The sequence below is a fragment of the Mycoplasma sp. SG1 genome (assembly GCF_023612375.1).
In the GTDB taxonomy this organism is placed as follows: domain Bacteria; phylum Bacillota_I; class Bacilli_A; order Mycoplasmatales; family SG1; genus SG1.
Genome location: NZ_CP076852.1, coordinates 138,292 through 161,537, shown reverse-complemented (window position 1 = coordinate 161,537; position 23,246 = coordinate 138,292). Strand labels below are relative to the sequence as shown.

At 23.1% G+C, this 23,246-nt stretch carries 19 protein-coding genes; 6 read left to right on the top strand and 13 right to left on the bottom strand.

The genetic code is table 4. From position 1 onward, the window contains the following. Nucleotides 1-174: 174 nt before the first annotated feature. Together JRW51_RS00740 and JRW51_RS00735 are read left to right on the top strand one after the other, a co-directional pair. Entirely contained in the window at nt 175-1,791 is a 1,617-nt protein-coding gene (locus JRW51_RS00740; RefSeq protein ID WP_250328780.1) for an alanine:cation symporter family protein, read from the top strand. A 124-nt stretch (nt 1,792-1,915) separates the two neighbouring features. After that, nucleotides 1,916-2,293 (top strand): hypothetical protein, encoded by a 378-nt coding sequence (locus JRW51_RS00735; RefSeq protein ID WP_250328779.1) that lies wholly within the window; start codon nt 1,916-1,918, stop codon nt 2,291-2,293. Nucleotides 2,294-2,304: 11 nt separating this feature from the next. On the opposite strand, the gene JRW51_RS00730 is transcribed toward JRW51_RS00735, so the two are convergent. From JRW51_RS00730 to JRW51_RS00715, 4 genes are all read right to left on the bottom strand, one after another. Next, nucleotides 2,305-3,411: a DUF933 domain-containing protein gene (locus tag JRW51_RS00730; RefSeq protein WP_250328778.1), complete on the bottom strand. Its 1,107-nt coding sequence runs from the start codon at nt 3,409-3,411 to the stop codon at nt 2,305-2,307. Between the two features lie 39 nt (nt 3,412-3,450). After that, on the bottom strand, nt 3,451-4,359 hold the full coding sequence (locus JRW51_RS00725; protein WP_250328777.1) for a ParB/RepB/Spo0J family partition protein: 909 nt from the start codon (nt 4,357-4,359) through the stop codon (nt 3,451-3,453). Then, entirely contained in the window at nt 4,340-5,131 is a 792-nt protein-coding gene (locus JRW51_RS00720) for a ParA family protein (RefSeq protein ID WP_250328776.1), read from the bottom strand. Before JRW51_RS00720 ends, JRW51_RS00725 begins: the two co-directional genes overlap by 20 nt. A gap of 142 nt (nt 5,132-5,273) precedes the next feature. Further along, on the bottom strand, nt 5,274-5,885 hold the full coding sequence (locus tag JRW51_RS00715; protein ID WP_250328775.1) for a ferritin family protein: 612 nt from the start codon (nt 5,883-5,885) through the stop codon (nt 5,274-5,276). Between the two features lie 384 nt (nt 5,886-6,269). Here JRW51_RS00715 and guaB point away from each other — a divergent pair, with 384 nt between their 5' ends. After that, nucleotides 6,270-7,733, top strand: coding sequence for an IMP dehydrogenase (guaB, locus tag JRW51_RS00710; RefSeq protein ID WP_250328774.1), 1,464 nt, complete (start codon nt 6,270-6,272; stop codon nt 7,731-7,733). An 11-nt stretch (nt 7,734-7,744) separates the two neighbouring features. Here the strand turns inward: guaB and guaA are convergent, their stop codons facing one another. The 9 genes from guaA to JRW51_RS00665 all read right to left on the bottom strand — a co-directional run bounded on the left by guaA (nt 7,745) and on the right by JRW51_RS00665 (nt 21,366). Then, nucleotides 7,745-9,301, bottom strand: a complete 1,557-nt coding sequence (guaA, locus tag JRW51_RS00705) for a glutamine-hydrolyzing GMP synthase (protein WP_250328773.1) — start codon at nt 9,299-9,301, stop codon at nt 7,745-7,747. Nucleotides 9,302-9,352: 51 nt separating this feature from the next. Further along, nucleotides 9,353-11,254, bottom strand: coding sequence for a tRNA uridine-5-carboxymethylaminomethyl(34) synthesis enzyme MnmG (gene mnmG, locus JRW51_RS00700; RefSeq protein ID WP_250328772.1), 1,902 nt, complete (start codon nt 11,252-11,254; stop codon nt 9,353-9,355). Beyond that, nucleotides 11,244-12,833, bottom strand: coding sequence for a methionine--tRNA ligase (gene metG / locus JRW51_RS00695; protein ID WP_250328771.1), 1,590 nt, complete (start codon nt 12,831-12,833; stop codon nt 11,244-11,246). The genes mnmG and metG overlap by 11 nt, the downstream gene beginning before the upstream one ends. Next, complete coding sequence (locus tag JRW51_RS00690) at nt 12,820-13,506, bottom strand: dTMP kinase (RefSeq protein WP_250328770.1); 687 nt, start codon at nt 13,504-13,506, stop codon at nt 12,820-12,822. The genes metG and JRW51_RS00690 overlap by 14 nt, the downstream gene beginning before the upstream one ends. A 42-nt stretch (nt 13,507-13,548) precedes the next feature. Further along, nucleotides 13,549-14,055, bottom strand: coding sequence for a hypothetical protein (locus tag JRW51_RS00685; protein ID WP_250328769.1), 507 nt, complete (start codon nt 14,053-14,055; stop codon nt 13,549-13,551). Nucleotides 14,056-14,180: 125 nt separating this feature from the next. After that, nucleotides 14,181-15,407, bottom strand: a complete 1,227-nt coding sequence (gene serS, locus JRW51_RS00680) for a serine--tRNA ligase (RefSeq protein ID WP_250328768.1) — start codon at nt 15,405-15,407, stop codon at nt 14,181-14,183. Nucleotide 15,408: 1 nt separating this feature from the next. Then, nucleotides 15,409-17,865 (bottom strand): DNA gyrase subunit A, encoded by a 2,457-nt coding sequence (locus JRW51_RS00675; protein ID WP_250328767.1) that lies wholly within the window; start codon nt 17,863-17,865, stop codon nt 15,409-15,411. Nucleotides 17,866-17,879: 14 nt separating this feature from the next. After that, the gene (locus JRW51_RS00670) at nt 17,880-19,787 is read right to left on the bottom strand and encodes a DNA gyrase/topoisomerase IV subunit B (protein ID WP_250328766.1); all 1,908 of its coding nucleotides are present in this window, start codon (nt 19,785-19,787) and stop codon (nt 17,880-17,882) included. A gap of 166 nt (nt 19,788-19,953) precedes the next feature. Continuing rightward, the gene (locus JRW51_RS00665) at nt 19,954-21,366 is read right to left on the bottom strand and encodes a DnaA ATPase domain-containing protein (protein ID WP_250328765.1); all 1,413 of its coding nucleotides are present in this window, start codon (nt 21,364-21,366) and stop codon (nt 19,954-19,956) included. A 121-nt stretch (nt 21,367-21,487) separates the two neighbouring features. On the opposite strand from JRW51_RS00665, the gene rpmH reads away from it, so the two are divergent. The 3 genes from rpmH to yidC are packed head-to-tail and all read left to right on the top strand — an operon-like array spanning nt 21,488 to nt 23,129. Then, nucleotides 21,488-21,616 carry a 50S ribosomal protein L34 gene (gene rpmH, locus JRW51_RS00660; protein WP_250328764.1) on the top strand — a complete coding sequence of 43 codons (129 nt, stop codon included), beginning with the start codon at nt 21,488-21,490 and terminating at the stop codon, nt 21,614-21,616. A 45-nt stretch (nt 21,617-21,661) separates the two neighbouring features. Next, nucleotides 21,662-22,057: a ribonuclease P protein component gene (locus JRW51_RS02785; protein ID WP_416234512.1), complete on the top strand. Its 396-nt coding sequence runs from the start codon at nt 21,662-21,664 to the stop codon at nt 22,055-22,057. 40 nt (nt 22,058-22,097) lie between these two features. Further along, entirely contained in the window at nt 22,098-23,129 is a 1,032-nt protein-coding gene (yidC, locus tag JRW51_RS00655) for a membrane protein insertase YidC (RefSeq protein ID WP_250328763.1), read from the top strand. Nucleotides 23,130-23,246 lie beyond the last annotated feature (117 nt).

Genomic DNA, 23,246 nt, shown 5'->3' with positions numbered 1-23,246 from the left:
CTATTTTTAAATTTTTTTGGTTATTTTTTTAAATTAGCGGTTTTTGTTTTATTCTTTTTGTATAATTAAAATACACGTGATGTCTTTTTTAAATTTACTGTATTTACCGTATTAATTTATTCCTTTTTTTGTTTTAAAATAAAACAATAATAAAAAAAATAAATAGAATTCAATATGCCTTTTTCTGTTAATATCGTTCATATCTTAACTAATAATTATTATTATCCAATTTTTCTTTTTTTAGTTTCAATCATTTTCACTTTCGCTTTGCGGGGGTTCCAATTTTCTCGATTTGCTCAAATGGCTCGATGTTTTTTTCTTGATTTAAAATCAACCACAAAATCATCTAAAAAAACTAAATCTGTTTCATCATTTGCTGCTGTTATGACATCGCTTGCAACAAGAATGGGTGGCGGAAATATTGTTGGAATAGCTCTAGGTCTTGCTGTTGGTGGTCCTGGAATTTTGGTTTGAATGTGAATTTTTGGAGCTGTTTGTGTAGGGATTGGATTTGGAGAATCTGTTCTTTCACAAGTTTATAAAAGAAAAGATCCCGAAGAACAAAATATGTATGTTGGAGGAACTGCATATTATATAAGATATGGTCTTGGCAGATCATGAGCATGATTAGCCATTTTCTTTGCTTTTTTATCATTTTTTTCAAAAGGTTTTATTATTTTTTCAACTAATATTTCTGCATTGTTTTATGATATTTCGCTGGCTGTTTCAAATGGTAGTAAAGTTGATATAGGATCAGCTAAATGAATTATTTCTGGTGTCTTTGCTATTTTTACTGCTATCTGTGTTTGAATTTGAGGTCTAAAAGGGGTAATCAAGTTATCGTCAAAAGTTGCTCCATTATTTATTCTTTTATATCTAAGCATTGCTGTTGTTGTCATTTTAGTTTATATAACCTCACTCCCTGCTATTTTTGGAGCAATTTTTGGTTCAGCTTTTTCAGTCAAAGCATTTACTGGGGCTGGTTTATTTTTAGCTTTTAGAACGGGGGCTATACGAGGAATATATTCAAATGAGGCCGGACAGGGCTCAGGGACATCTGCTGCAGCTACTGCTGATGTTGACCATCCTGCAAAACAAGGCTTTGCTCAAGCATTTGGAATTTTCTTTGATACAATATTTTTCTGTACAGCGGGTGGTTTATTATTTTTAATTATTCTGTATGTAAATAATGGATATGATTTTAGTAATTTTTGACATTCTGCTCCTGGTGGCGATTCTTATACAATTGATTTAGGGCGATATAGTAGCGATCCAGAGGCAAGTAATCATTTGGGTGAATTAATAACGTGATTGACGGGAGGAAGTTTATTCGGTGCACCGGGTTCGGTTGGTTTTATAATTGGAACAATCTTTTTTTCAATTATTCTTTTCTATTTTATTTTTAACTCAACATTGGGTGGGGTATTAATTGCAGAATTTAATTTGTTATTTATGTGTCGCGGTCTTAAAAATGAAAAACACCGCTGGTGAATAGTTTTATGTTATCGAGTAATTGTTCCTTTGCTTTGTATTTGCGCTCCTTTAGTAGTTCAAATCGGAGCGTCTAGTGGTGGAACTTGAAGTATTTTTGATATTTCAGATTTTATGGTTATGTTATGTTTTATCACGAATGTCTTTGTTCTTTGTCTTTTAATGCCTGTTATCGTCAAAACATATAAAGATTTTGGTAATCAAATAAAACTAAATAAGAAAAATTTACGTAGTAAATATTATTACAATCCTAAAACATTAAAAATTAAAAATTATCAAGCTGCCACTGAATGATTATAAAAAGCAAAAATTAATATAAAATTAAACATTTTTTTCCAAAGAAAATTTTTGTTTTTAAAAACGTTTTTAAAATATAATATATTAAATAAAATAAATATAAACTAAAAAGATTGAATAAATATATATGTCTCCGTTGTTAATTATTGTACTTCTTATTATTTTAGGAGTTGTTTTAGCAGTTGGTCTAACATGAACTGGTGGTTGATTGTGCTATAAAGGTAATGCTTTAGGATTAGTTTTATGTTTTCTTGGATCATTTCTGTTAGGTCTTCTTATTGGTGGTTGTCTTCTTTATAATCATCATGCAAAAAAGAAGGCTATGGTTTTTCAAATGCAATTAGATCAACTAAGAAATAATAATCTAAATCCAAACCAAAACTTAAATAATAACCCTAATTGAAATCAAAACCAAAGCTTAAATAATAACCCTAATTTAAATACAAATTCTGTTGCTCAAAAAGATGTAAAAACTACTGATGAGAATAAAAAAATTACTCTTTAATTTTTTTAATTTTAACTAGGTTTATTAAAACGAAAATGGCAAATATCTCCGTCTTTTACGATGTAGTTTTTGCTTTCAAATTTTGTTAGTTTTCTAAAATCAATTTTATCTGTTTTTTCAGATTCAGAAATTAATTCTTGATAATTAATTTTTTCTAAAATATTAAAATTTTTTTCTATATCTGTGTGAACTGATCCAGCGGCCTCTTTAGCGTTACTGTTTTTTTTAAAAATTCACCCTCTAACCTCTTGTTCGCCGCAAGTAAAAAAAATATCAGAACTAGATATTTTTAAAATATTAAAAATTAGATAATCTAATTGTTTACCATAATCTTTTGTCCACTCTTCGATTTCTTTAAGTTCGTTTGCGTTATACATAATCAATTCATCTTCAAACTTAATGTTAATAACAACTCAATTAATTGAGTTGTTATTTAAAAAATTTCTAAGTTCATCAAATTCCTTGTTGTTGCTGTCGTTGTTTAATGAATCTGTGTTAACTAAAACATAAAGAGGTTTATATCAAAAAAAATTGTATTCTTTTATACTTTCTATTTCATCATCTGTAAAATTTTTATCAATAAAAAATTCTTCCTTTTGAACAATTTTTAAAAATTTATTTAAAATTTTTATTTTTCTTTTGATAAAAATATCATCTGGGTATTTTTTGTGTTGACTGTTTAGTTTAGGTAAAACTTTATTAACTATTTCATAATCTGCATATAAAAGTTCAAGATAAATAGTTTTTAATTGATCAATTAAAGCGATATCTGTTAACTCATTGTTTTTTGTTTTTGGATCATTAAAGTGCCTAATAACAACCAAAATTAAATTTGTTTCCCTTGTACTTGAAAGAAACTTGTTCCCTAGCCCCTTTCCTTTATGAGCATCTTTTACAATTCCAGCAATATCTATAAGTTGGATAACTGGATAAACTATTTTTTTTGATTTATAAATTTTTTGAAGTTTTTCTAATCGTTGATCTTTTGCAACAATTTGCCCTATATTAGGATTAATAGTAGCAAATGGTCTATCAGCAATTAAAACTTCTTGTTTTGTTAAAGTTTTAAATAATGAACTTTTACCAACGTTAGGATAACCAACTATTCCGATTTTCATACTTTAAATTTTAATATTTCTTATTATTTTTTTACTATTTTATTTTAATAGTAAAAAAATGATTCTTTCAAAATCTTCTTTATCTTTAAATTTGATTAAAAGATGATTTTTTTTATTGATTTTAATTTTTGTAAGTAGTTTTTTTCTCAATTTATTTAAATGATATTTTACCTGACTATCATTTAAAATTTTGTTTGGGCCACTATGATATTTTTTTAAACTATAACCTTTAACAATATCTTCAACCTGTCTAACATTTAAGTTTTTTTCAACGGCTTTATTAATTATTTTTAACATTTGATCTTTATCTTTTAAGCCCATTAATGGTTTAATGTGTCCAAATGTAAGTTTTTGATCAATAAGAACTTGTTGAATTTCTGGTTGTAAATTGGTTAATCTTAAAACGTTTGCTACATAACTTCTTGATTTGGCAAATCTTTTAGCTAATTCTTCTTGAGATAATTTATGTTTTAATTGATATCTTTTTAATGCCATAGCTTCTTCAACAATTGATAAATTTTCTCTTTGAATATTTTCTAATAAAGAAATCTCTTGCATTTTATCATCACTAATATTTAGAATAATTGAAGAAATGTGGGTTAACCCTGCCATCTTTGCAGATCTTAATCTTCTTTCTCCTGCAACCAAATAATAATAATCTAGTTTACTTTTTCTTAAAATAATAGGAGTAAAAAGTCCATTTTTAGTGATACTGTCAGATAACTCTTCTAATTTTTCTTGACTAAAATGTTTTCTAGGCTGATGCGGATTAGGCAAAATATCATCAATTTTTATTTGTTGAATCTCATTTTTACTATGAGAAGTTTGAATTTTTTCTATTGCTTTGGATAAATCTGTTCCAAATAAAGTGTCAAGTCCTCTTACCAATTTTTTTGGTTTTACTTTTCTGATAATACGGGTTGATGATTTATTTATCTCTTTTTTCATTAAATTTCAATACCTCTAATGTAAAATTTTTGTAAAGTTCTGAAGCTTTACAGTTTTTATCATAATGAAAAATTGGTAATCCTAAAGATTGTGATTCTGGAATTTTAATATTACGATTAATTAACGTTAAGTATACTTTTTCTTTGAAGTGTTTTCTGACATCTTCTTCAATTTCTAAACAAAGTTTATTTCTATTATCATACATAGTTAACAAAATCCCTTCGATATGAAGTTTAGGATTGTATAATTTTTTAATTATCGTAATTGTGTACAATAACTGTGTTAATCCATCGAGTGAATAGAATTCTGTTTGAATTGGAATTAATACAGAATCGGCTGCGCTTAATGCATTTTGATTCAAAATTCCTAAACTTGGTGGACAATCAATGATGATATAGTCATAAAGTGGAATAATTTTATTTATTTTTTGTTTTAAAACTAAATTAGTATTTATTTTTTCTTCACTTAAATAAATTTCAATCCCAGCAAGATTAATTGTTGCTGGTAGAAGATCAAACTTACAATCTTTAAAAGTTATGGAAGTAACGATATTTTGGAAATTATCTTGACTAATCATAAAATCAAAGATACATGATTTTAAATTTGAACGCATGATTCCAAGTCCAATTGTTGAATTTCCTTGCGGATCGAAATCAATAAGTAAGACTTTTTTTTTGAAAGTTGCAAGACCAGCGGCTAAATTAATACTGGTTGTTGTTTTACCAACTCCACCTTTTTGGTTCGTAATTGCAATGATTTTAGCTTTTTTCACAAAAATATTATAAGGTTAGAATCTATATAATCTAAAAAATTAGAATTTTTTAGTTTGTATAAAATAAATTTTTAATAAAAAAAAAGAACCATACTGGTTCTTTTTGCATATCTTTTATAAAAACTAAAAAATAATAAATGTCTTATTTTATAGTTTTATTGAAGTATCTTTTTAAAAGACCTATTTGTGCTTTTCCATGGCGAGCTTCGTCACGTGCTATTTCATGTACTAAATCATGAAGAGCGTCATTACGGTTATCAACTTTAGCTCAATGGGCTATTTCATAACGAATATGGTTAGCTCCATTTTCTCCATAAATCATTTTTATTAGATTTTCTTGAGTTGATGGCGCAACGTCTTCTCCAATAGCTTCACAGAATTTAGATGCATGTTCAGCTTCTTCAAAAGCGATTTGTTCTCAAACTCTTCCGATTTCTGGATATCCTTCGCGGAAAGCTTGTCTTGACATAGCTAAATACATTCCAACTTCTGAAGTTTCAGCTTTAAAACATCCTCTTAGTTTTTCCTTAATTTCTTCTGGAGCATCTTTTGCGATACCAATGTAATGCTCAGCAAGCCATTTTAAAGGTCCTTTGGTAGGAGCTACTTTACCATATGGTCCTGAAGAAGTGGGAGCTTCTGCTGCAAATTCAATGATTTTATCTTTAGGTGCACCACAAACTGGGCATCTATCTAAATCTTTTTCAGTTGAATCAAAAACCGCACCACAAATAGTACATTTTCATTTTTTCATGTTATAACCTCACGAGATATTAGATGATATATAAATTAATAATATATCAATCTGATCTTCATTATATTAATGATTTTGTTTGTTTAAAATTTGCCTATATTAATTATAAAACTTTTCTTAAAAAACAAATACATAATGCTTAAAAAAATAAACTTAAATTCTAATAAGAATAAAAACATAATTTTAGTATTTATGTATGATAATTTTAATTAAATTAACGAATTTATAAATAAAATATAAAAATATATTTATTAATATGATTTATATTTTATATTTTTGCTAAATAGGATATTAAATTTATTAAAATTTTTATATTGCTTTTTTATAAATTTATAATTTTTTTTATAAAATAATTAATAAAAAATAAAAATTAATTTTAATTACATGAAAAATATTAAAAAAGGTCTAACATTTAATGATTTATTGTTAGTTCCAAAAAAATCTAATTACTATATAAATAATATTTTAACAGAGACAAAGTTAACGAAAAATATTATTTTAAATATTCCTATAATTTCTGCAGCGATGAGTACAATTACAACACATGAAATGGCTATAGAAATGGCTAAATATGGTGGAATTGGTATTATTCATAAAAATTTATCAATTAAAGAACAAGCCTACGAAGTAGATCTTGTAAAAAAATATGAAAGCGGGATGATTAAAAATCCATTGTACACTTTTGAATCTGTTCCTGTTTTAGAAGTTATTCAAACAATGCAAAAATATAAAATTAGTGGTTTGCCTGTTGTTAAAAGTGAAAATGATAAAAAGTTAATTGGAATTATTACCAATCGAGATATTAGATTTTTAGATAAAAATACAAATTTACTAGTTAAAGATGTTTGTACTAAAAATAATTTAATCACTGCTAATCCTAAAACATCATTAGAAGAAGCAAAAAAAATTCTTCATAAAAATCGAATAGAAAAATTAATATTAGTTGATAGTAATTTTAATTTAGCTGGATTAATAACTATTAAAGATATTGAAAAAAAAATAGAATATCCAAATGCTACTTTGGATAACGAAGGAAGATTAAGAGTTGGGGCTGCTGTAAGTGTATCAGAAGATACAATAGATAGAATTAAAGAATTAATAAAATTTGGTGCAGATGTAATTGTGCTAGATTCAGCTCATGCCCATTCCAGCAATGTTTTAGAATTGACAAAAAAAATTAAAATAAAATTTCCTAAAATTAATTTAATTGTTGGGAATGTTGCAACAAAAGAAGCAGCTATAGATTTAATAAAACTAAATGTTGATGCCATTAAAGTTGGTATGGGTCCTGGTAGTATTTGTACAACTAGAGTCATAGCTGGAATTGGTGTCCCTCAGGCTACTGCTATTATGGATGTTGCTGAAGTTTGTAAAAAACATAATATCCCTGTTATTGCTGATGGCGGAATAAGAACAAGCGGAGATATAACTAAAGCGATTGGTTGTGGTGCAAGTTCTGTTATGCTTGGCAATTTATTAGCTGGAACAGATGAAGCTCCAGGAGAAATTACTTTTTATCAAGGACAAAAATATAAAAGTTATTATGGTATGGGTAGTATTCAGGGAATGAAAGAAGGCGGTGCTGATAGATATTTTCAAAGCAAAAGTAAAAAATTTATTGCAGAAGGCGTTAAGGGATTTATTCCATATAAAGGACCTGTATCAAAAGTTATTTATCAACTTGTTGGTGGTTTAAAAAGCGGTATGGGGTATTGTGGATGTGAAAATATTCCATCCCTACAAACAACGGCAGAATTTTTAGAAATAACAAATCAAGGTATTGCTGAGGGAAATGTCCATGACTTAGATATTGTTGAAAGTTCTCAACAAAACGATACAATAAACTAAATTTAAAAATTTTACTCCCACTCTATAGTGCCAGGTGGTTTTGATGTTATATCATAAACCACTCTAACAACTTGTGGAATCTTATTTGTAATATCTGATGATATAGTTTCTAATATTGAATAATCTAAGTGATAAATACTTGCTGTCATAAAATTTTTGGTTGTTACTAAACGGATTGCAATAACAAAGCCATATGATCGATTATCCCCTTTAACACCAGTTGTTTTATCTGATAACAATACTGTAAATGCTTGTGAAACATAATAATAAATATTTTTCTCACGTAAGATATTTATTAAAATATGATCTGCTTTTTGTAGAATCGCTACTTTTGATGGTGTAACTTCTCCAATAATTCTTACTCCTAAGCCTGGTCCTGGAAATGGATGTTTTTTTAAAAAAGAACTTCTTAAACCAATTGTTTTTCCTAATTCTCTTACAGAATCTTTTAATAAATCAGAAAATGGTTCAACTAATTTCAATTTCATGTTTTTTGGTAAACCACCAACATTATGATGGGATTTAATAACTTTTTGAGCTTTTGTTTCTGTTAAAGAAGATTCTACAACATCTGAGTGTATAGTTCCCTGTGCTAAATATTTAATATTTTTATTTTTTAAAATTTTTTCAAAAATTTTAATAAAGGTTTTTCCTATTATTTTTCTTTTTACTTCTGGTTTTTTAATATTTTTAAGGTTTTTAAAAAATAAACTTCTGTAATTAAAATATTCTACTGGCAATTTGTATTCTTTAAATAAAGTTTTTACTTCTTTTACTTCATCTTTTCTAAGTAATCCGTTATCAATAAAAAGACAAATTAATTGTCCATTTTTTAAAATAGAATTTAAAAATACAGCTAAAATCGTAGAATCAGTTCCTCCTGATAATGCTAATGATACTTTGTTTTCTCCTAGTTTGTTTTTTACTTCTATTGTTTTCTTTTCTAATATTGCTTCTATAGAATTTTTGAATATTCTCTTTTCATTACAAATATTAAAAATAAAATTTTCTAATATTTGTTTTCCATATTCAGTATGATCTACCTCTGGGTGATACTGTAAAGCGAAAATAGGTTTTTTCTTTAATTCAAATGAAGCAATAAAATTATTTTCAGAATAACTTGTTACATTTATTTTTTTGAGTATTTCTCTTGGTATTATTATCCCGTTTGAATGAGACATTCATGTTTGATAAGTTTTTTTGTCAATTTTTTCAAAAAGTTTAGATTTATTTTCTGTTTGTTTAACGATGGTTTTGCCAAACTCTGATGTTTTATGTTTTGTTATTTCTCCACCTAAATAACTGACTATTAATTGAAATCCAAAACAAATTCCTAAAATAGGAAAAGGTGCTTGTTCTAATAAATTAAATTCTGCTAGATGTTCTTCTGGTTTAATGTTTTTTGGACCTCCAGAAAAAATAACTCCTGAAACGGAAGCATGTTTAAAATTATTGAATAAATTTTTTAATTCATTATGATGATAAACTGCTGAATGAATATTAAAATTATCTAATATTTTTTTTATTAATAATGTGTATTGACTTCCAAAATCAAATATTAGAATCATATAATTATTTATGTATTGTTTCTTGTAATTTTATAAATATTTTTTATATATTTAATTGTTAATTTTATCGTTAATTTTTTGAATATAAATTTTTAAAATTAAGATATCATTTAAATTAATTCCACTTATTCTTGATGCTTGATCAAGAGAAATAGGTCTAATTCTATTTAATTTTTCCTTAGCTTCGTTTGAAATATTTGGAACTGAAAAAAAATCAAAATCTTTCGGAAATAATATATTTTTAAATTTTTCAATATTTTTAATTTCTTGATTTTGTCTTTTTATATAACCTTCTAATTTAACATTTATTTCAGTTTCTTTTAAACTTTCAGAATGAAATGTCTTATTAAATTGAAATATTTTTAATAAATCTTTTAAGTTTACTGAAGGGTTTTTTAATAAATCATAGCATGTATATTGAAATATATTTTTAGTATTTACTTGAAAAATTTCTTTAATATCTTCTATTTTATCTTTGATTTTTGTTGATTTTAAAAAATTAATAATTTCATCAATTTCCTTAATTTTTTCATTAACATTTTGAAATTGATAATCTGTAAGAAGATTGTATTTAGATGCATATTTTAATAAACGAATGTCTGCATTATTGGTTCTTAACAACAAACGATGTTCTGCTCTTGATGTTAACAATCTATAAGGTTCATCTACTCCTTTGGTTACAATATCATCAATAAGTACACCAATATATGCATCAGAACGATTTAAAATAAATGGAGGTTGTTGATCTGCTTTTAAAGCCGCATTAATTCCTGCTATTAGTCCTTGACATGCGGCTTCTTCGTAACCTGATGTTCCGTTTATTTGACCTGCTGTAAAAAGGTTTTCTATCGCTTTGGTTTCAAGTGAAGGATTTAACTGAATTGGGTCTATAACATCATATTCAATAGCATATCCATATTTTGCAATTTTACAATGTTCTAAACCTTTTATAGTTTTTAAAAATTGTTCTTGAACATCTGGTGGTAGGCATGTTGACATTCCTTGAAGATAAATATCTGTATTTATTTTTCTTTCTGGTTCTAAAAATATCTGATGTCTTAATTTATTTTGAAACTGCATAACTTTGTCCTCAATACTTGGACAATAACGTGGACCAATACCTTTAGTTCTATCTATATACATAGGACTTAAATGTATGTTGTCTTTAATTATCTTATGTGTTTTTTCATTTGTATATGTTATTCAACACATTTCTTGAACTTTAGGCAAAAAATTTCCTCAGTTTTGTATCGAAAAATATGTAGAATCATAATCTGGCGGGGACTCTTCTAACTCAGAAAAATTAATACTATTTTTTAAAATTCTAGCGGGAGTTCCTGTTTTGAATCTTTTTAAATTAAAATTATATTTTTTTAACTGGTCACTTAAAGTAACACTTCTTTTTTGTTTATTTGGGCCTTCTTTAATTTGTAAATCACCCTGAAATATTATTGATTTTAAATATGTTCCTGTAGTTAAAATTACGGTTTTAGAAAAAAAATCTCCTTGTGTTTTTGTCTTTATACCATAAATCTTGTTATTTTTGATTAAAAATTCTGTAACTTCATCTTGAATAATTTTTATTTTTGGATTATTTAAAATTCTATTTAAAACATACTTAGAATAAGTATCTTTGTCTATTTGAAATCTTAAAGATTGTATTGATACACCTTTTTCTTTATTTAAAATTTTGGTTTGGAGAATATTATTGTCGGCAGCTTCGCCCATTAACCCACCAAGTGCATCTATCTCCTTTACAACTATTCCTTTCGCAGAACCCCCAATGGATGGATTACAAGGAGTTGTAGCAACAGTTGATAATGAAAAAGTAAATAAGTACACTGATTTATTAAATTTAGTGGCTATGTTCGCTGCTTCTACTCCTGCATGTCCAGCGCCTATAACTATTACATCTATGTTTGCGTTGTTGATTTTTTGATTATTATTTGTCAATTTTCTTAAAAATAATTTTTATTGGTAATTTAATTTTAAAAATTTTGTTTTGAAAGTATGATAGGTTAGAAAACATATCAAGAGTTGGCTCTTTTAAATTTCCTTCTAGTATTGTTTTTGCTTTTTTTGAGTTAACTGTAAAATGATTTAAAAAAAGCTTATAACTTTTCGTAAACACCGGAGAAAGAAGGAAAAAAATTATGTTTATAATTATAAAATAATTTTTAAAATAATTAAGATATTCTCTATTATTTTTTATATTAATCTGTTTTCAAGGTCCGGTTTCGTTTAAATGTTTATTTTGTTCTCTTATGATATTTAATAAATAATTTAATCCTTTGCTAAACTCAAATCCATTTAAATATTTTAGATAATCATTAATAATTTGTTGATAGTGTTGTTTATTTGTAATTTCTTCAAACGAAATATATCCATTAAAATTTTTATTAATTAAATGTAAAACTCTGTTAATAAAATTACCAAAATTATCTATTAATGTAGAATTTATAATCACTTTGAATTCTTCTTCAGAAAAATTAAAATCTTTTCTTAAGTCTCCGTTATACATAAAAAAATAACGGAGATATTCAAAATCATAAGTTTTTAAAAAAAGAAATGGATCGACAATATTTTTTTTAGATTTAGACATTTTTTCATCTTTATAAATTAATCAACCGTGTGATACTAATTTATCGGGTATCGGTAAATTTAATGAAAATAAAATTGCAGGTCAGTATATTGAATGAAATCTTATAATTTCCTTGCCAATAAATTGAACTTTAAAAGAATTAACAGATCAAAACTTTTTAAATAATTCGTTATTTTTTTCTCCGTAATTTAATGCTGTTAAATAATTTATTAATGCATCAAATCAAACATAAATTATAGATTTGTTATCAATAGGATTTGTTATTCCTCAGTGAACATTGGATTTAGACCTTGTTATAGATAAATCTAATAAATTATTTTTTTTAAAAAAATAATTTAAAACATCTGTTCTTCTATATTCTGGAATAAGAATATCTTTTTTTAAAACATCTTCTAATTTGTTTTTAATTTTATTTAAATTTAAAAAATAATTTTGCTCTTCAATTTTTTTTAAACTATGAATGTCTATTTTTTTTTCTTTAATTTCTTTATATGAATAATAACACTCATTAACTTCAGAATAATAACCTTTATATTTTCCTAAATAAATATTTTGGTTATCGTAAAAAAATGAAAAAATTTTTTGTACATTTTTAATATGATTTTCATCATGAGTTGAAATAAAATAATCTGTTTTAATATCCAACAATGATCAAAGTTCATTTATATGTTGTTGTTTTTCGTTTATTAAACTTAATAAATCGTCTGTGCTGATATTTTCTTTTTTTAATGCTTCTTTCGCGGAATTAAATACTTTTTCGCCGTGAACATCACAACCTGTAACAAAAAAAGTATTATTTTGTAATATTTTTTTTTGAAATCTATTATAAATATCTGCTAAAACTGTTGTATAGCAGTGCCCTAAGTGAAGATTAGAGTTTATATAATAAATTGGAGTTGATATAAATATATTTTTTTTATTTTTTAGCACCGCACTTTGAAGAAGTATGTTTAATGATTACATCATAACAATAATCTATTATATTTTCAATATTTTGATTGCTGTTTATTAAGTAAACTTTTGACTGATTTTTTTCTTTTAACTTATTAAAAAGATTTATATAATTTTGATTAATTTGTTCGTAATACTCAAACCCTCTTTTTTCAAATTTATTTACTTCGTTTTGAATTCTTTTTCTAAAAATACCTGATTCATAACTAGCTATAAAAATAAAAATAATGTCGGGGTTTAAAATTTTATTTTTTGTTTCTTTACTTACATGTAATTTTTCAATCGTATTAATTATTATATTATTTAAAAAATTTATTGATAAATTTTCTTTTTTATCTGTATTAATGGATTGATAAACTAAAGTGGAATAAAAATAACGGTCAAATATAACTATCTTATTTTTAGCTAACGCTGGTAACAAATTTTTATAATAACCTAATACTCTTATACCCATAAAAAAGTAAAATTCAGATAAGGAATCTAAATTATAATTTAATAAAAAATCAGTAATATTTATCCCATCTTCTTCTAACAACATCGGTTCTTTCAAAAAGATAAAATTATTATTTGCTTTTTGAGATACTTTTTTTTGAATTTGTCTTATTGTAAAAGTTTTACCAGAACCATCTACACCTTCAAATATAATTAACATAACTAAATTTTATAATTTTAAAAATATTTATTTATTAAATATTTACTTATTATTAAATATTTTTTTTAAATCGTTAAACTTTTTATTTTGATTACTTAAATCTTTAACATTAAAAATTTTTTTTAAGGTTAAAAAATTTTTTATATTCTTTTTATCAGATTCCGTATAAAGTATTATTTTGTTATTTTTATAAAAATTATTTAAAACAATAGAAAAAAATTTCTGAATTTCTTCATTATTTTTAAAAGTCATAATTATATTTTTAATATTTTCATTAAAAACAAACAAAAATAAATATTCAGAAAAAAATTTAAAATATAAAATATCAGAAGAAATAAAATTAAATATTGTTAAACATTTAAAATGGTTATTATTATTAATATTTAAATTAATTAAAATATTATCGTAAAAATAATTATTAATTAAATGGTTAATGTTTTTGATTTTATCAATATTTTGGGGATCAGTAATATTATTTTTAAACGAAAAATCATTAATAATTAAATTTATATGTTTTTTTAAATTAAATTTATTAAAAGAAAATATCATAAAATATTGATTTAAAAATGTTTTTAAATATTAATAATAAAAAAACACCACACATAAAAGATTTGTTCTTAAGACTGCTATAGTTAAATCCTGATCTGGTTTGAACCAATTTATTGTGATGCCTGCTATATTATAGTAAAATCTAAATATTTTTTTAAAATTTCTGGAATCATAATGTTGTTATTTTCATCTTGATAATTTTCTATGATAATAGCCATCAAACGATCAATAGCTATTCCTGATGCATTATATGTATAAACAAGGTTTTTATTTATATCTCTTATTTTTGCTCTTCTAGATTGAAAATCTGTACAAAGCGATATAGATGATAACTCTAAATATCTTTTTTGTGAAGGTAATCAACCTTCTATATCATAAGTTTTAGCTGAAGAAAATCCTAAATCTCCTCCACACAATTCTATAATTCTATAAGGTATTTTTAAGAGTTCTAAAATATTTGTTACATCATTTATTAAAAAATTAAAGTATTCATTTTCTTTATCTTGGTTTGTAAATCAAAATAATTCAAGTTTACTAAACTGATGAAGTCTCAATAATCCATGATTAATTTTACCAGCAGCTCCTGCTTCTAAACGAAAACACTCACTTAAAGCACAATATTTTACTGGATTGGTAACATCTATTACTTGATTACTAAAAATATTTAATAATTGAACTTCAGCGGTTGGAGAAAGATAAAAATTGTTTTCGTCTAATTTATATAAATCTTCTTTAAATTTTGGTAGTTGACCAGAATTAAATAAAGTTTTTTTATTAATAATAACCGGTAAATGAAAAGGAATGTAATTATTTTTTGTATGTAAATCAAATAAAAAGTTTTCAATAGCTCTTTTTAATAAAAGACCTTTACCTTTATATAAAACAAATTTTGAACCTGTGATTTTATTTCCTAATTCTCTAGAAAATAAATCTTTTTTTTCTCCAATTATTTCATGACTTATAACTTTTTTATTAATAATAGCGTTTTTTAAATTTACAACTTTTATAACTTTGTTATCTTTTTCATCATTTCCAACGGGTATTGTTCCACGTGGAACATTTGGTATAAAACTTATTTTTTGTTGATATATAATTTTTAAATTTTCTAAATCATTTTTTAAATTTTTTATGATTTGTTTTATTTTTTTTAATTCTTCTATTTTTGTTTTATCTAACTTAATTTTTGAAAATTTATTAATTATTTGTTGATTATTTTCTATTTTAATAGAATAATTTGTTAATTTATCATATAAAATAATCAATTCTTCTAAAATTTTTAAATCAACATTCTTGTATTTTAATAATTTAGAATAGTTATTAAAATTATTTTTAAGTTCTTTTATATTTATCATTTTAAATTATAAAAAAGTCTGTTATAACTTGATTTGGTTTTAATTTAGTTAACATTAATCCTATTGACATTTTATTTTTTAACTCTCTAATTTCATCAAGAGGCATACGAATTATTTTTCCATCATTCGTTACTAAAAACAAATCATTTTTATCATCTACTACATTTATTCCTATTAATTTACCCACTTTTTCAGCTTTTGAAGATATAGTTTTTACTCCTTTACTGTTTCTATTAGTTAATCTAAAGTTATTAAAATATGTAACTTTACCATAACCATTTTCATAAATTAAAATGATTTTATTATTAGAATCATCTTTTAAAGCTGAAACTACATATCCATTTTTTTCTAATTTGATTCCTTGTACACCGATAGAACTTCTTCCAAGAGCTCTTATACTATTTATATTAAAACGACAAATTCGTCCTGAATCTGATGCAATTAAAATATTTGAATCGTTATTAACACTAAATACATCAATAATTGCATCAGATTTTCTTAATTTAATAGCATATTTACCATTTTTTCTAATTTGTTGATAATGATTCCATTTAGTTTTTTTAAATTTACCTTGCTTAGTAATAATTACTAAATATTCATATGATTGATCATATTTTTGAATTGAACTAATTATTTCATCTTTACTGAATGAATCTATCAAATTTTGAAAGGGCAATCCTCTTGCTTGTTTTGAAAATGTTCTAATATCATAAACATTTATTAAATATACTCTTCCATAGTTTGAAAAAATAAATAATTTATCTCTAGAATTGAATGTATATAAACGTTTTATGATATCTGAACTAACAATATTTCCTGATTTAACTCCTAAATTACCACGATGATGACTTTTAAAGTCATCAATAATCATTTTTTTTATGTAATTATTTTTAGAAATAGTAATTAAAATATTTTCATCCCTGATTAAATCTTCATCTTTAAAACGAATATATTTATCATGAATGATTGTTTTTCTTGGTTTAGAATATTTATCTTTAATTCTATTGATATCATCTAAAATGTAATTTTCCATCTTATCATCATTTTGAAGTAGAGAAGTCAAAAAATTAATATTATTAGTTAATTCTTGAAAAGTAATTTCAATTTTTTCTTTTTCAAGTTTTATAATTTTTTGTAATTTCATTTCTAATACTGCATTTGCTTGAATTTTTGTTAAAGATAAAGTTTTAATTAATAATTCTTCAGCTGTTTTTATATCTGGTGAACTTTTTAAAATATTTATAACTATATCTATATTATCTAAACAAATTTTTAATCCCTGAACTATTTCTAGTTTTTCTTGATCTTTTTTTAAAAGAAAATTGGATTTTTTAATTTCAAGATCCTTACGAAAATTTCAAAATATTTCAAAATAAGTTTTTAAATTAAAATTTAAAAACTTTCCATTATATAAACAATTAAAAATATTATGGATTTTGGTTTCAAGAGGTGATAATCTATAAAGTTTATTAATAATAATTCTAATATTTTCTTCAGTAATATTTTTTTCTAAAAATAAAACTATTCTTATCCCTTTATAGTTACTTTCATCTTTTAAATTAACAACATTAAAAATAATTTTTTCCTTAATTAAAAAAATTATTTTTTCTATCAGTTTTAATTTATTAACTTGATAAGGAATTTCAGTAATAACTAAAAGTTTTTGATTATCTTTTATATTTTCCTGAACTATTTTTCCTCTAACAACGACTTCACCATGACCAGTTTTATACAATTCAGCTAACTTATCTGTTCCATGAATAGAACCAGCAGTAGGGTAATCGGGACCTTTTACAAAATTTAAAAGGTCATTAATTTCACAACTTTTATTTTTAACATAAAAAGTTAAACCATCAATTAATTCGCCTAAATTATGCGGTGAAATATGCGTTGTCATCCCAACAGCTATTCCTGTTGATCCATTTAATAATAAATTCGGAAAAAGAGCAGGTAAGTATACAGGTTCAGTTTCTGAACCATCATAATTTTCAACAAATGGAACTGATGAAAAATCTAAATATTTTAGTATTTCTGAACTTAAACTTGACAATTTAACCTCAGTATAACGCATAGCAGCAGCTGAATCACCATCTATAGAACCAAAATTACCATGTCCAATTATTAATCTTTCATTACTATGAAAGATTTGAGCCATTTTAACTATCGAATCATAAATAGCTATATCACCGTGTGGATGATATTTACCAATAACTTCACCAACAACTCTTGCTGATTTTTTAAATCCTTTATTTTCTCATAAACCTAAATTTTTCATCCCGAAAAGAATACGTCTATGAACTGGTTTTAAACCATCAAAAATATCAGGAATAGCTCGATTTGATATAACATCATAAGCATATCTTAAAAATGAATCTACAATTTCAGAAGAAACAGGTTTATTTATGATTAATTCATTTAATTCATCGTTTAAATCAAGGAAATTATTATCTTTATCCATATTTAGATTTTTATTTAATTATTTATTTTAAAATTAGAAAAAATAATTTTTTTTCTTTCTTCGACATTTATTCCCATTAAATCATTAAAAATAATGCTTGCTTGACTAAAATCATGAATATAAATATTAATTAATTTTCTTTTTTCGGGATTCATAGTTGTTTCTCATAATTGTTCTGGATTCATTTCTCCTAAACCTTTATAACGTTGAATAATTAAATTTTTATTTTTATTTTGATCTTTAAAATCTTGTAATTCTTCATCACTATAAAAATAAAAATTTTTCTTATTTAAAGATACTTTAAATAATGGTGGGAAAGCAATATATATTTTTCTTGATTCGATTAATTTATATAAAAAATTAAAAAAGAAAGTTAAAATTAATGTTTTAATATGAGATCCATCAACATCAGCATCAGTCATAATAATTATTTTTCCATATCTTAAATCATCAATATTAAAATTTTCTTTTATACCACATCCTAAAACGTTAATTAAATTTTTAATTTCAATATTATTTATAGATTTAGAAAAATTAGATTTTTGAACATTTAAAACTTTTCCTTTCAAAGGTAAAATAGCTTGAAATTCACGATTTCTACCTAATTTAGCAGAACCACCAGCTGATTCTCCCTCAACTAAGAATAATTCTGATAATTCTTTATTTTTAGTTGCTGAATCAGCTAAATTAGATGGTAAATCTAAATTTATTATTTTAGATTTAGATTTTTTTATTTCTAAAGTTTTTTTTATTTCATAACGAAAAACTGCGGTTTGAATAATTTTATCACAAATTAGAGCAGCATCTTTTGGATTTTCTCAAAAATATTGTTTGATAACTTTATAAATATATCCAGAAATAACTTCTTTTATATCATTATTAATTAATTTTAATTTTGATTGACCTTCGTATTGAGGATTAAAAATTTTAATAGAAAAAATAACGTATAAACCTTTAATATAATCTTCTTTTATTAAAGAAATATCTTTAGGTTTTAATTTTTTTTCACGAATATAAAAATTTATTGCTCTTACAAAACCATTAATAAATGCATCTTGATGAGTCCCGCCATCTTTTGTATAAATATTATTACAAAATGAAATAAAATATTTTGTTTCCTCGTTATCAACATATTTAAATACAAAACTAATATCTATATCCTTAATATTTTCGTGATATGTTTTTAAACAAGAAGATAAAGTGATATTTTGAGAAGAAATTTCATCTAAATATTGTTTTATACCTCCTTGATAATGGTAGACTAATCAATTTTGAGAATCCGATTCTTTAAAAAGGATTCTTAAATTAGAATTTAAAAAAGCAATTTGTTTTATTCTTTCTCTTAAAATTTCATAGTTAATTTTCGTTCCTGGTTCAAAAAAGCCATAATCTGGAAAAAATTTTACTGTAGTACCTGTTTTATTTGTGTAACCTATTTTTTTTAAAGGAAAAATCTTTTTCCCTCCATCTTCATATTTCTGATAATAAATCAAATCATCTCTTTGTACTCAAACTTCGAATGATGTAGATAAACCGTTAACAACAGATGCTCCAACACCATGAAGACCACCGCTGATTTTATAAGCTTTATTTTCAAATTTTCCACCAGCGTGTAAATTATTAAAAACAGTTTCTATAGATGATTTTTGAGTTTTTTCATTTATTCCTAAAGGAATACCTCTTCCGTTATCTTGAATGATTATAAAATCATCATTAATGATTAATTTTATTTCATTACAATATCCAGCTAAGGTTTCATCGATAGAATTATCTATGATTTCTCATATCAACTGCAATAGACCGTCGGTTTGTAAATTTTTAATATACATTCCAGGTCTTTTTCTAACAGCTTCTAAACCTTCTAATATCTTTATATCTTTGTCTGTATATTTTTCTTTTAATTCTAAATTCGTATTTTTCACTATTTTTTATTTAAGTCTGATTTAATCAAGAAATCTATTATTTATTAATAAAATAAATATTAGTTTATAAATATTTATTTTTATTATTATTTTTATTATATTTATTATTATAATAGAAAAAATAGTATAAATATATATAAATATATATTTATAAAGTTTTATTTTTTTATTTTTTTAACAATTCTTTTAATTCATTAATTGTATTTTTAAATTGTAAATTTTTCTTAAGTTTACAATTAAAATTTTTTAGAGAATATATTATTTGAGATTCTTTTTTATTTAGAAAATCCGCAATATTTTTATTTTTTATATTTTCAATATTTTTCAGAAAATAAATAAACATTTCTCTAATTAATACATTTTGTTTAACTTTTGAATTTGAAAAAATTATTTTTTTATCTATTTTAAAATAAGTTGAAAATAATTCAACTATTTTATCAATTTTTTTATTTTCTGAGATTTGACTATCAAAAATAGATAATGCTTCTTTCGCTGTTTTTAAAGTAATAATGTTATTTTCTTTATTTTTATTATCATTTAAACAATAAAACATTAATCTTTTAATACATCCAAGTAATTGTCTTATATTTTCGTTGAAATTTTCAACAATATATTTATAAACTTCTTCTTCTAATTTAAAAATTTTATATTCTTTTAGTTTTAGTTTTAATAATTTAATTGCAGAATTTTCATCTATTTTTTTAATATTAACAATTAATCCATTTTCAAATCTAGAAATTAATCTTTTATTAATATTTTTTAATTGTTTAGGTAATCTATCTGAAACGATTACAACTTGTTTATTTTTATTAATAAATCAATTAAATATAAAGAAAAAAAATTCTATTGTTTTTTCTTTATTATCAAGAAATTGTATATCATCTATCAAAAAATAATCATAATCATCTAAAAAATTTAAAAAATATTCAAAAAAATAGTTATTTTTATTATTTTTTGTAATATTACTAATAAATAACAGAAGAAATACATCACTATTTAATAAAATAGGATTTTTTCTTTTTTTTATTAATTCATTAGCAATCGCATGTAAAAGATGTGTTTTTCCAACTCCTGTATTTCCAAAAATATATAAAGGATTTCAATCCTGATTATTTTTTTCGCTTATTATAAAAGCTGAATTAAATGCTATTTTATTATTTTCATACATTAAAAAATTATCGAAATTATATTCTGGAATTATTTTTATAAATTTTTTTAAATTTTCAATGTCTAAAAGTTTTAGAGATTTTTTATCTTTTTCAGATTCTTTTTCTAAATTATTTTTATCTAAATATTTAGATTTATATTCTAAAGGAGTTAAAAAACTAATTTCTAAATTAGTTTGAAAAACTTCAAGAACTATATTTTCAAATTCTTTTTTAAATTTATTTAAAATTCATTTAATATAATTATCCTTTACTATTAAAATAATTAAATTATCTTGAATTTTTTTAAATTCTATTTCATTTAAATAATATTGATTAATAGTTGTATTTTTTACATTTTTCTTGAATTTAGTTAATGTAATTTTTCAAAGCTGAATAATTTGATTATCATTTTTATTAGTTATTTTTTCCATTTTTAATACATTTTAATAAATTCAATATATTTCTAATTTAAATTATAATAAATAAACATTTTCTCTTTTTTTTACTTTAAAATAAAAAAATAACTTTAAAATATATTGAAATTTAAATTTCATGAAAAGAACATTTCAAAAAAATAATTATAAATATAAAAAGAAACACGGTTTTTTTTCTAGATTAAAAACTAAATCTGGTCGTTTAATTTTAAAAAGACAAAGAAATAAAAAAAATAACCACATTTAAAACTAAATATGGTTATTTTTTTTATAGAATTAAAATAATTTTAAATTGAAAAAAAAATATATTTTAAAAAATAAAAAAACTATCGATAGTTTTTTTATAAAAGGGAACAAGAAGGTAAAAAAAATATATTTTAAAGAATTAATTTTTTTAATTCAAAAAAACGAAATAGATCATTTTCGCTTTGGATTTTTTTTATCAAAAAAAAAGTTTAAAAAAAATTATTTAAAAAATAAATTTATAAGAATCATTAAAAAAGAGTTTAATATACTATTAAACAATATAATAAAATTAAACCTTTATAATAATTCTTATTATTATGATATTATCATTTTAAAAAATAGAAAGTTATCTTTAAATGAAAATTTAAAAGAAACTAAAAAAAGAGTTATTAGCGAAATTATTCTTTTCAATAAAAAATTATTATCAAAAAATTTTTTGTAGTTAATTTTTATAAATTAAGTTTATAAATATAAAATATTAAATGATTCAAAATATCCTTTCTAAAGATTCAAAACATAAAAAAACACCACCATTAAAATTAACAATTAAAATTTTAAAATTAATTTTATTTGCTTTTTTAATTTTAATGGCTGTTTATGGTTTTATTCAGCAGTTTGTTGATAGTAGAGTTGTTAATAGTCAATATCCAGGTTCTGGTTTTGAGTTTAGTTTTACAAATCATAATTCCCATTATTTAATTTTTGATTCAAGCGGAAATTTAAAAGAAAATTTTTACAATTTTATTAATAACTGAGCTGATTCATGGAATTATGGCCCTTTTTATGCTTTATTCGTTTATCCATTTGCTTTATTTTCGATGGTTATGTTTGAAAAAATTGGAGGAAGTGGATGAGCTGTTTTTTTTGTTATTTTTTTAATTGTTGTTATCGTTAGAGGTTTTACCTTGATTTTCACTGTTCCTCAATTTAAACAACAGTTGATAATGTCTAAACTTCAAATTAAAATATCAAATATAAAAGCTAAATATAAAGATAAAACTGACAAAGCTAGTAAGCAAAAAAAACAAATGGAAATGATTGCTCTTTATAAAAGATATAATTTAAAACCATGAAGTATTTTTTCAACTATGTTTATAACACTTCCTTTTTTCTATGCTATGTATCGGGTTTTTTCATCAGTTTATATAATTAAAAATGCATCATGAGGACCATTTTTAATGAGAAATGCGCCATTATCATCCCTTCTTTCTGGACACTGAATGTATTTAATTATTATCGTTATTGTTGTACCAATTCAATTTTGTTCATTCAAAATTAATAGTTGATTAACAAATAAAAAGTCAAGTTTAAGAAGATTATCAACTGAAGCCAAAAATAAATATAAGTCATCTCAAACAATAACATATGTTTTAATTGTTGTTTTTTCAGGTATTTCTGTATTTGTTCCATTTTCATTGACAATTTATTGATCATTAACTGGTATATTTACAATTGTTCAAACATGTTTGTTTTATTATTTTATGCAACATAGAAAAATTAAAAAAATGGAATAATTTTTTCATTTTTAAAAAATAATAATTTCCAAATTACTTATTAATACAATCTATAGTTTTTTATTTTTTAGTTTTATAATTAATTTAAAACTATTTTTTTTAATAAATAACTGACAA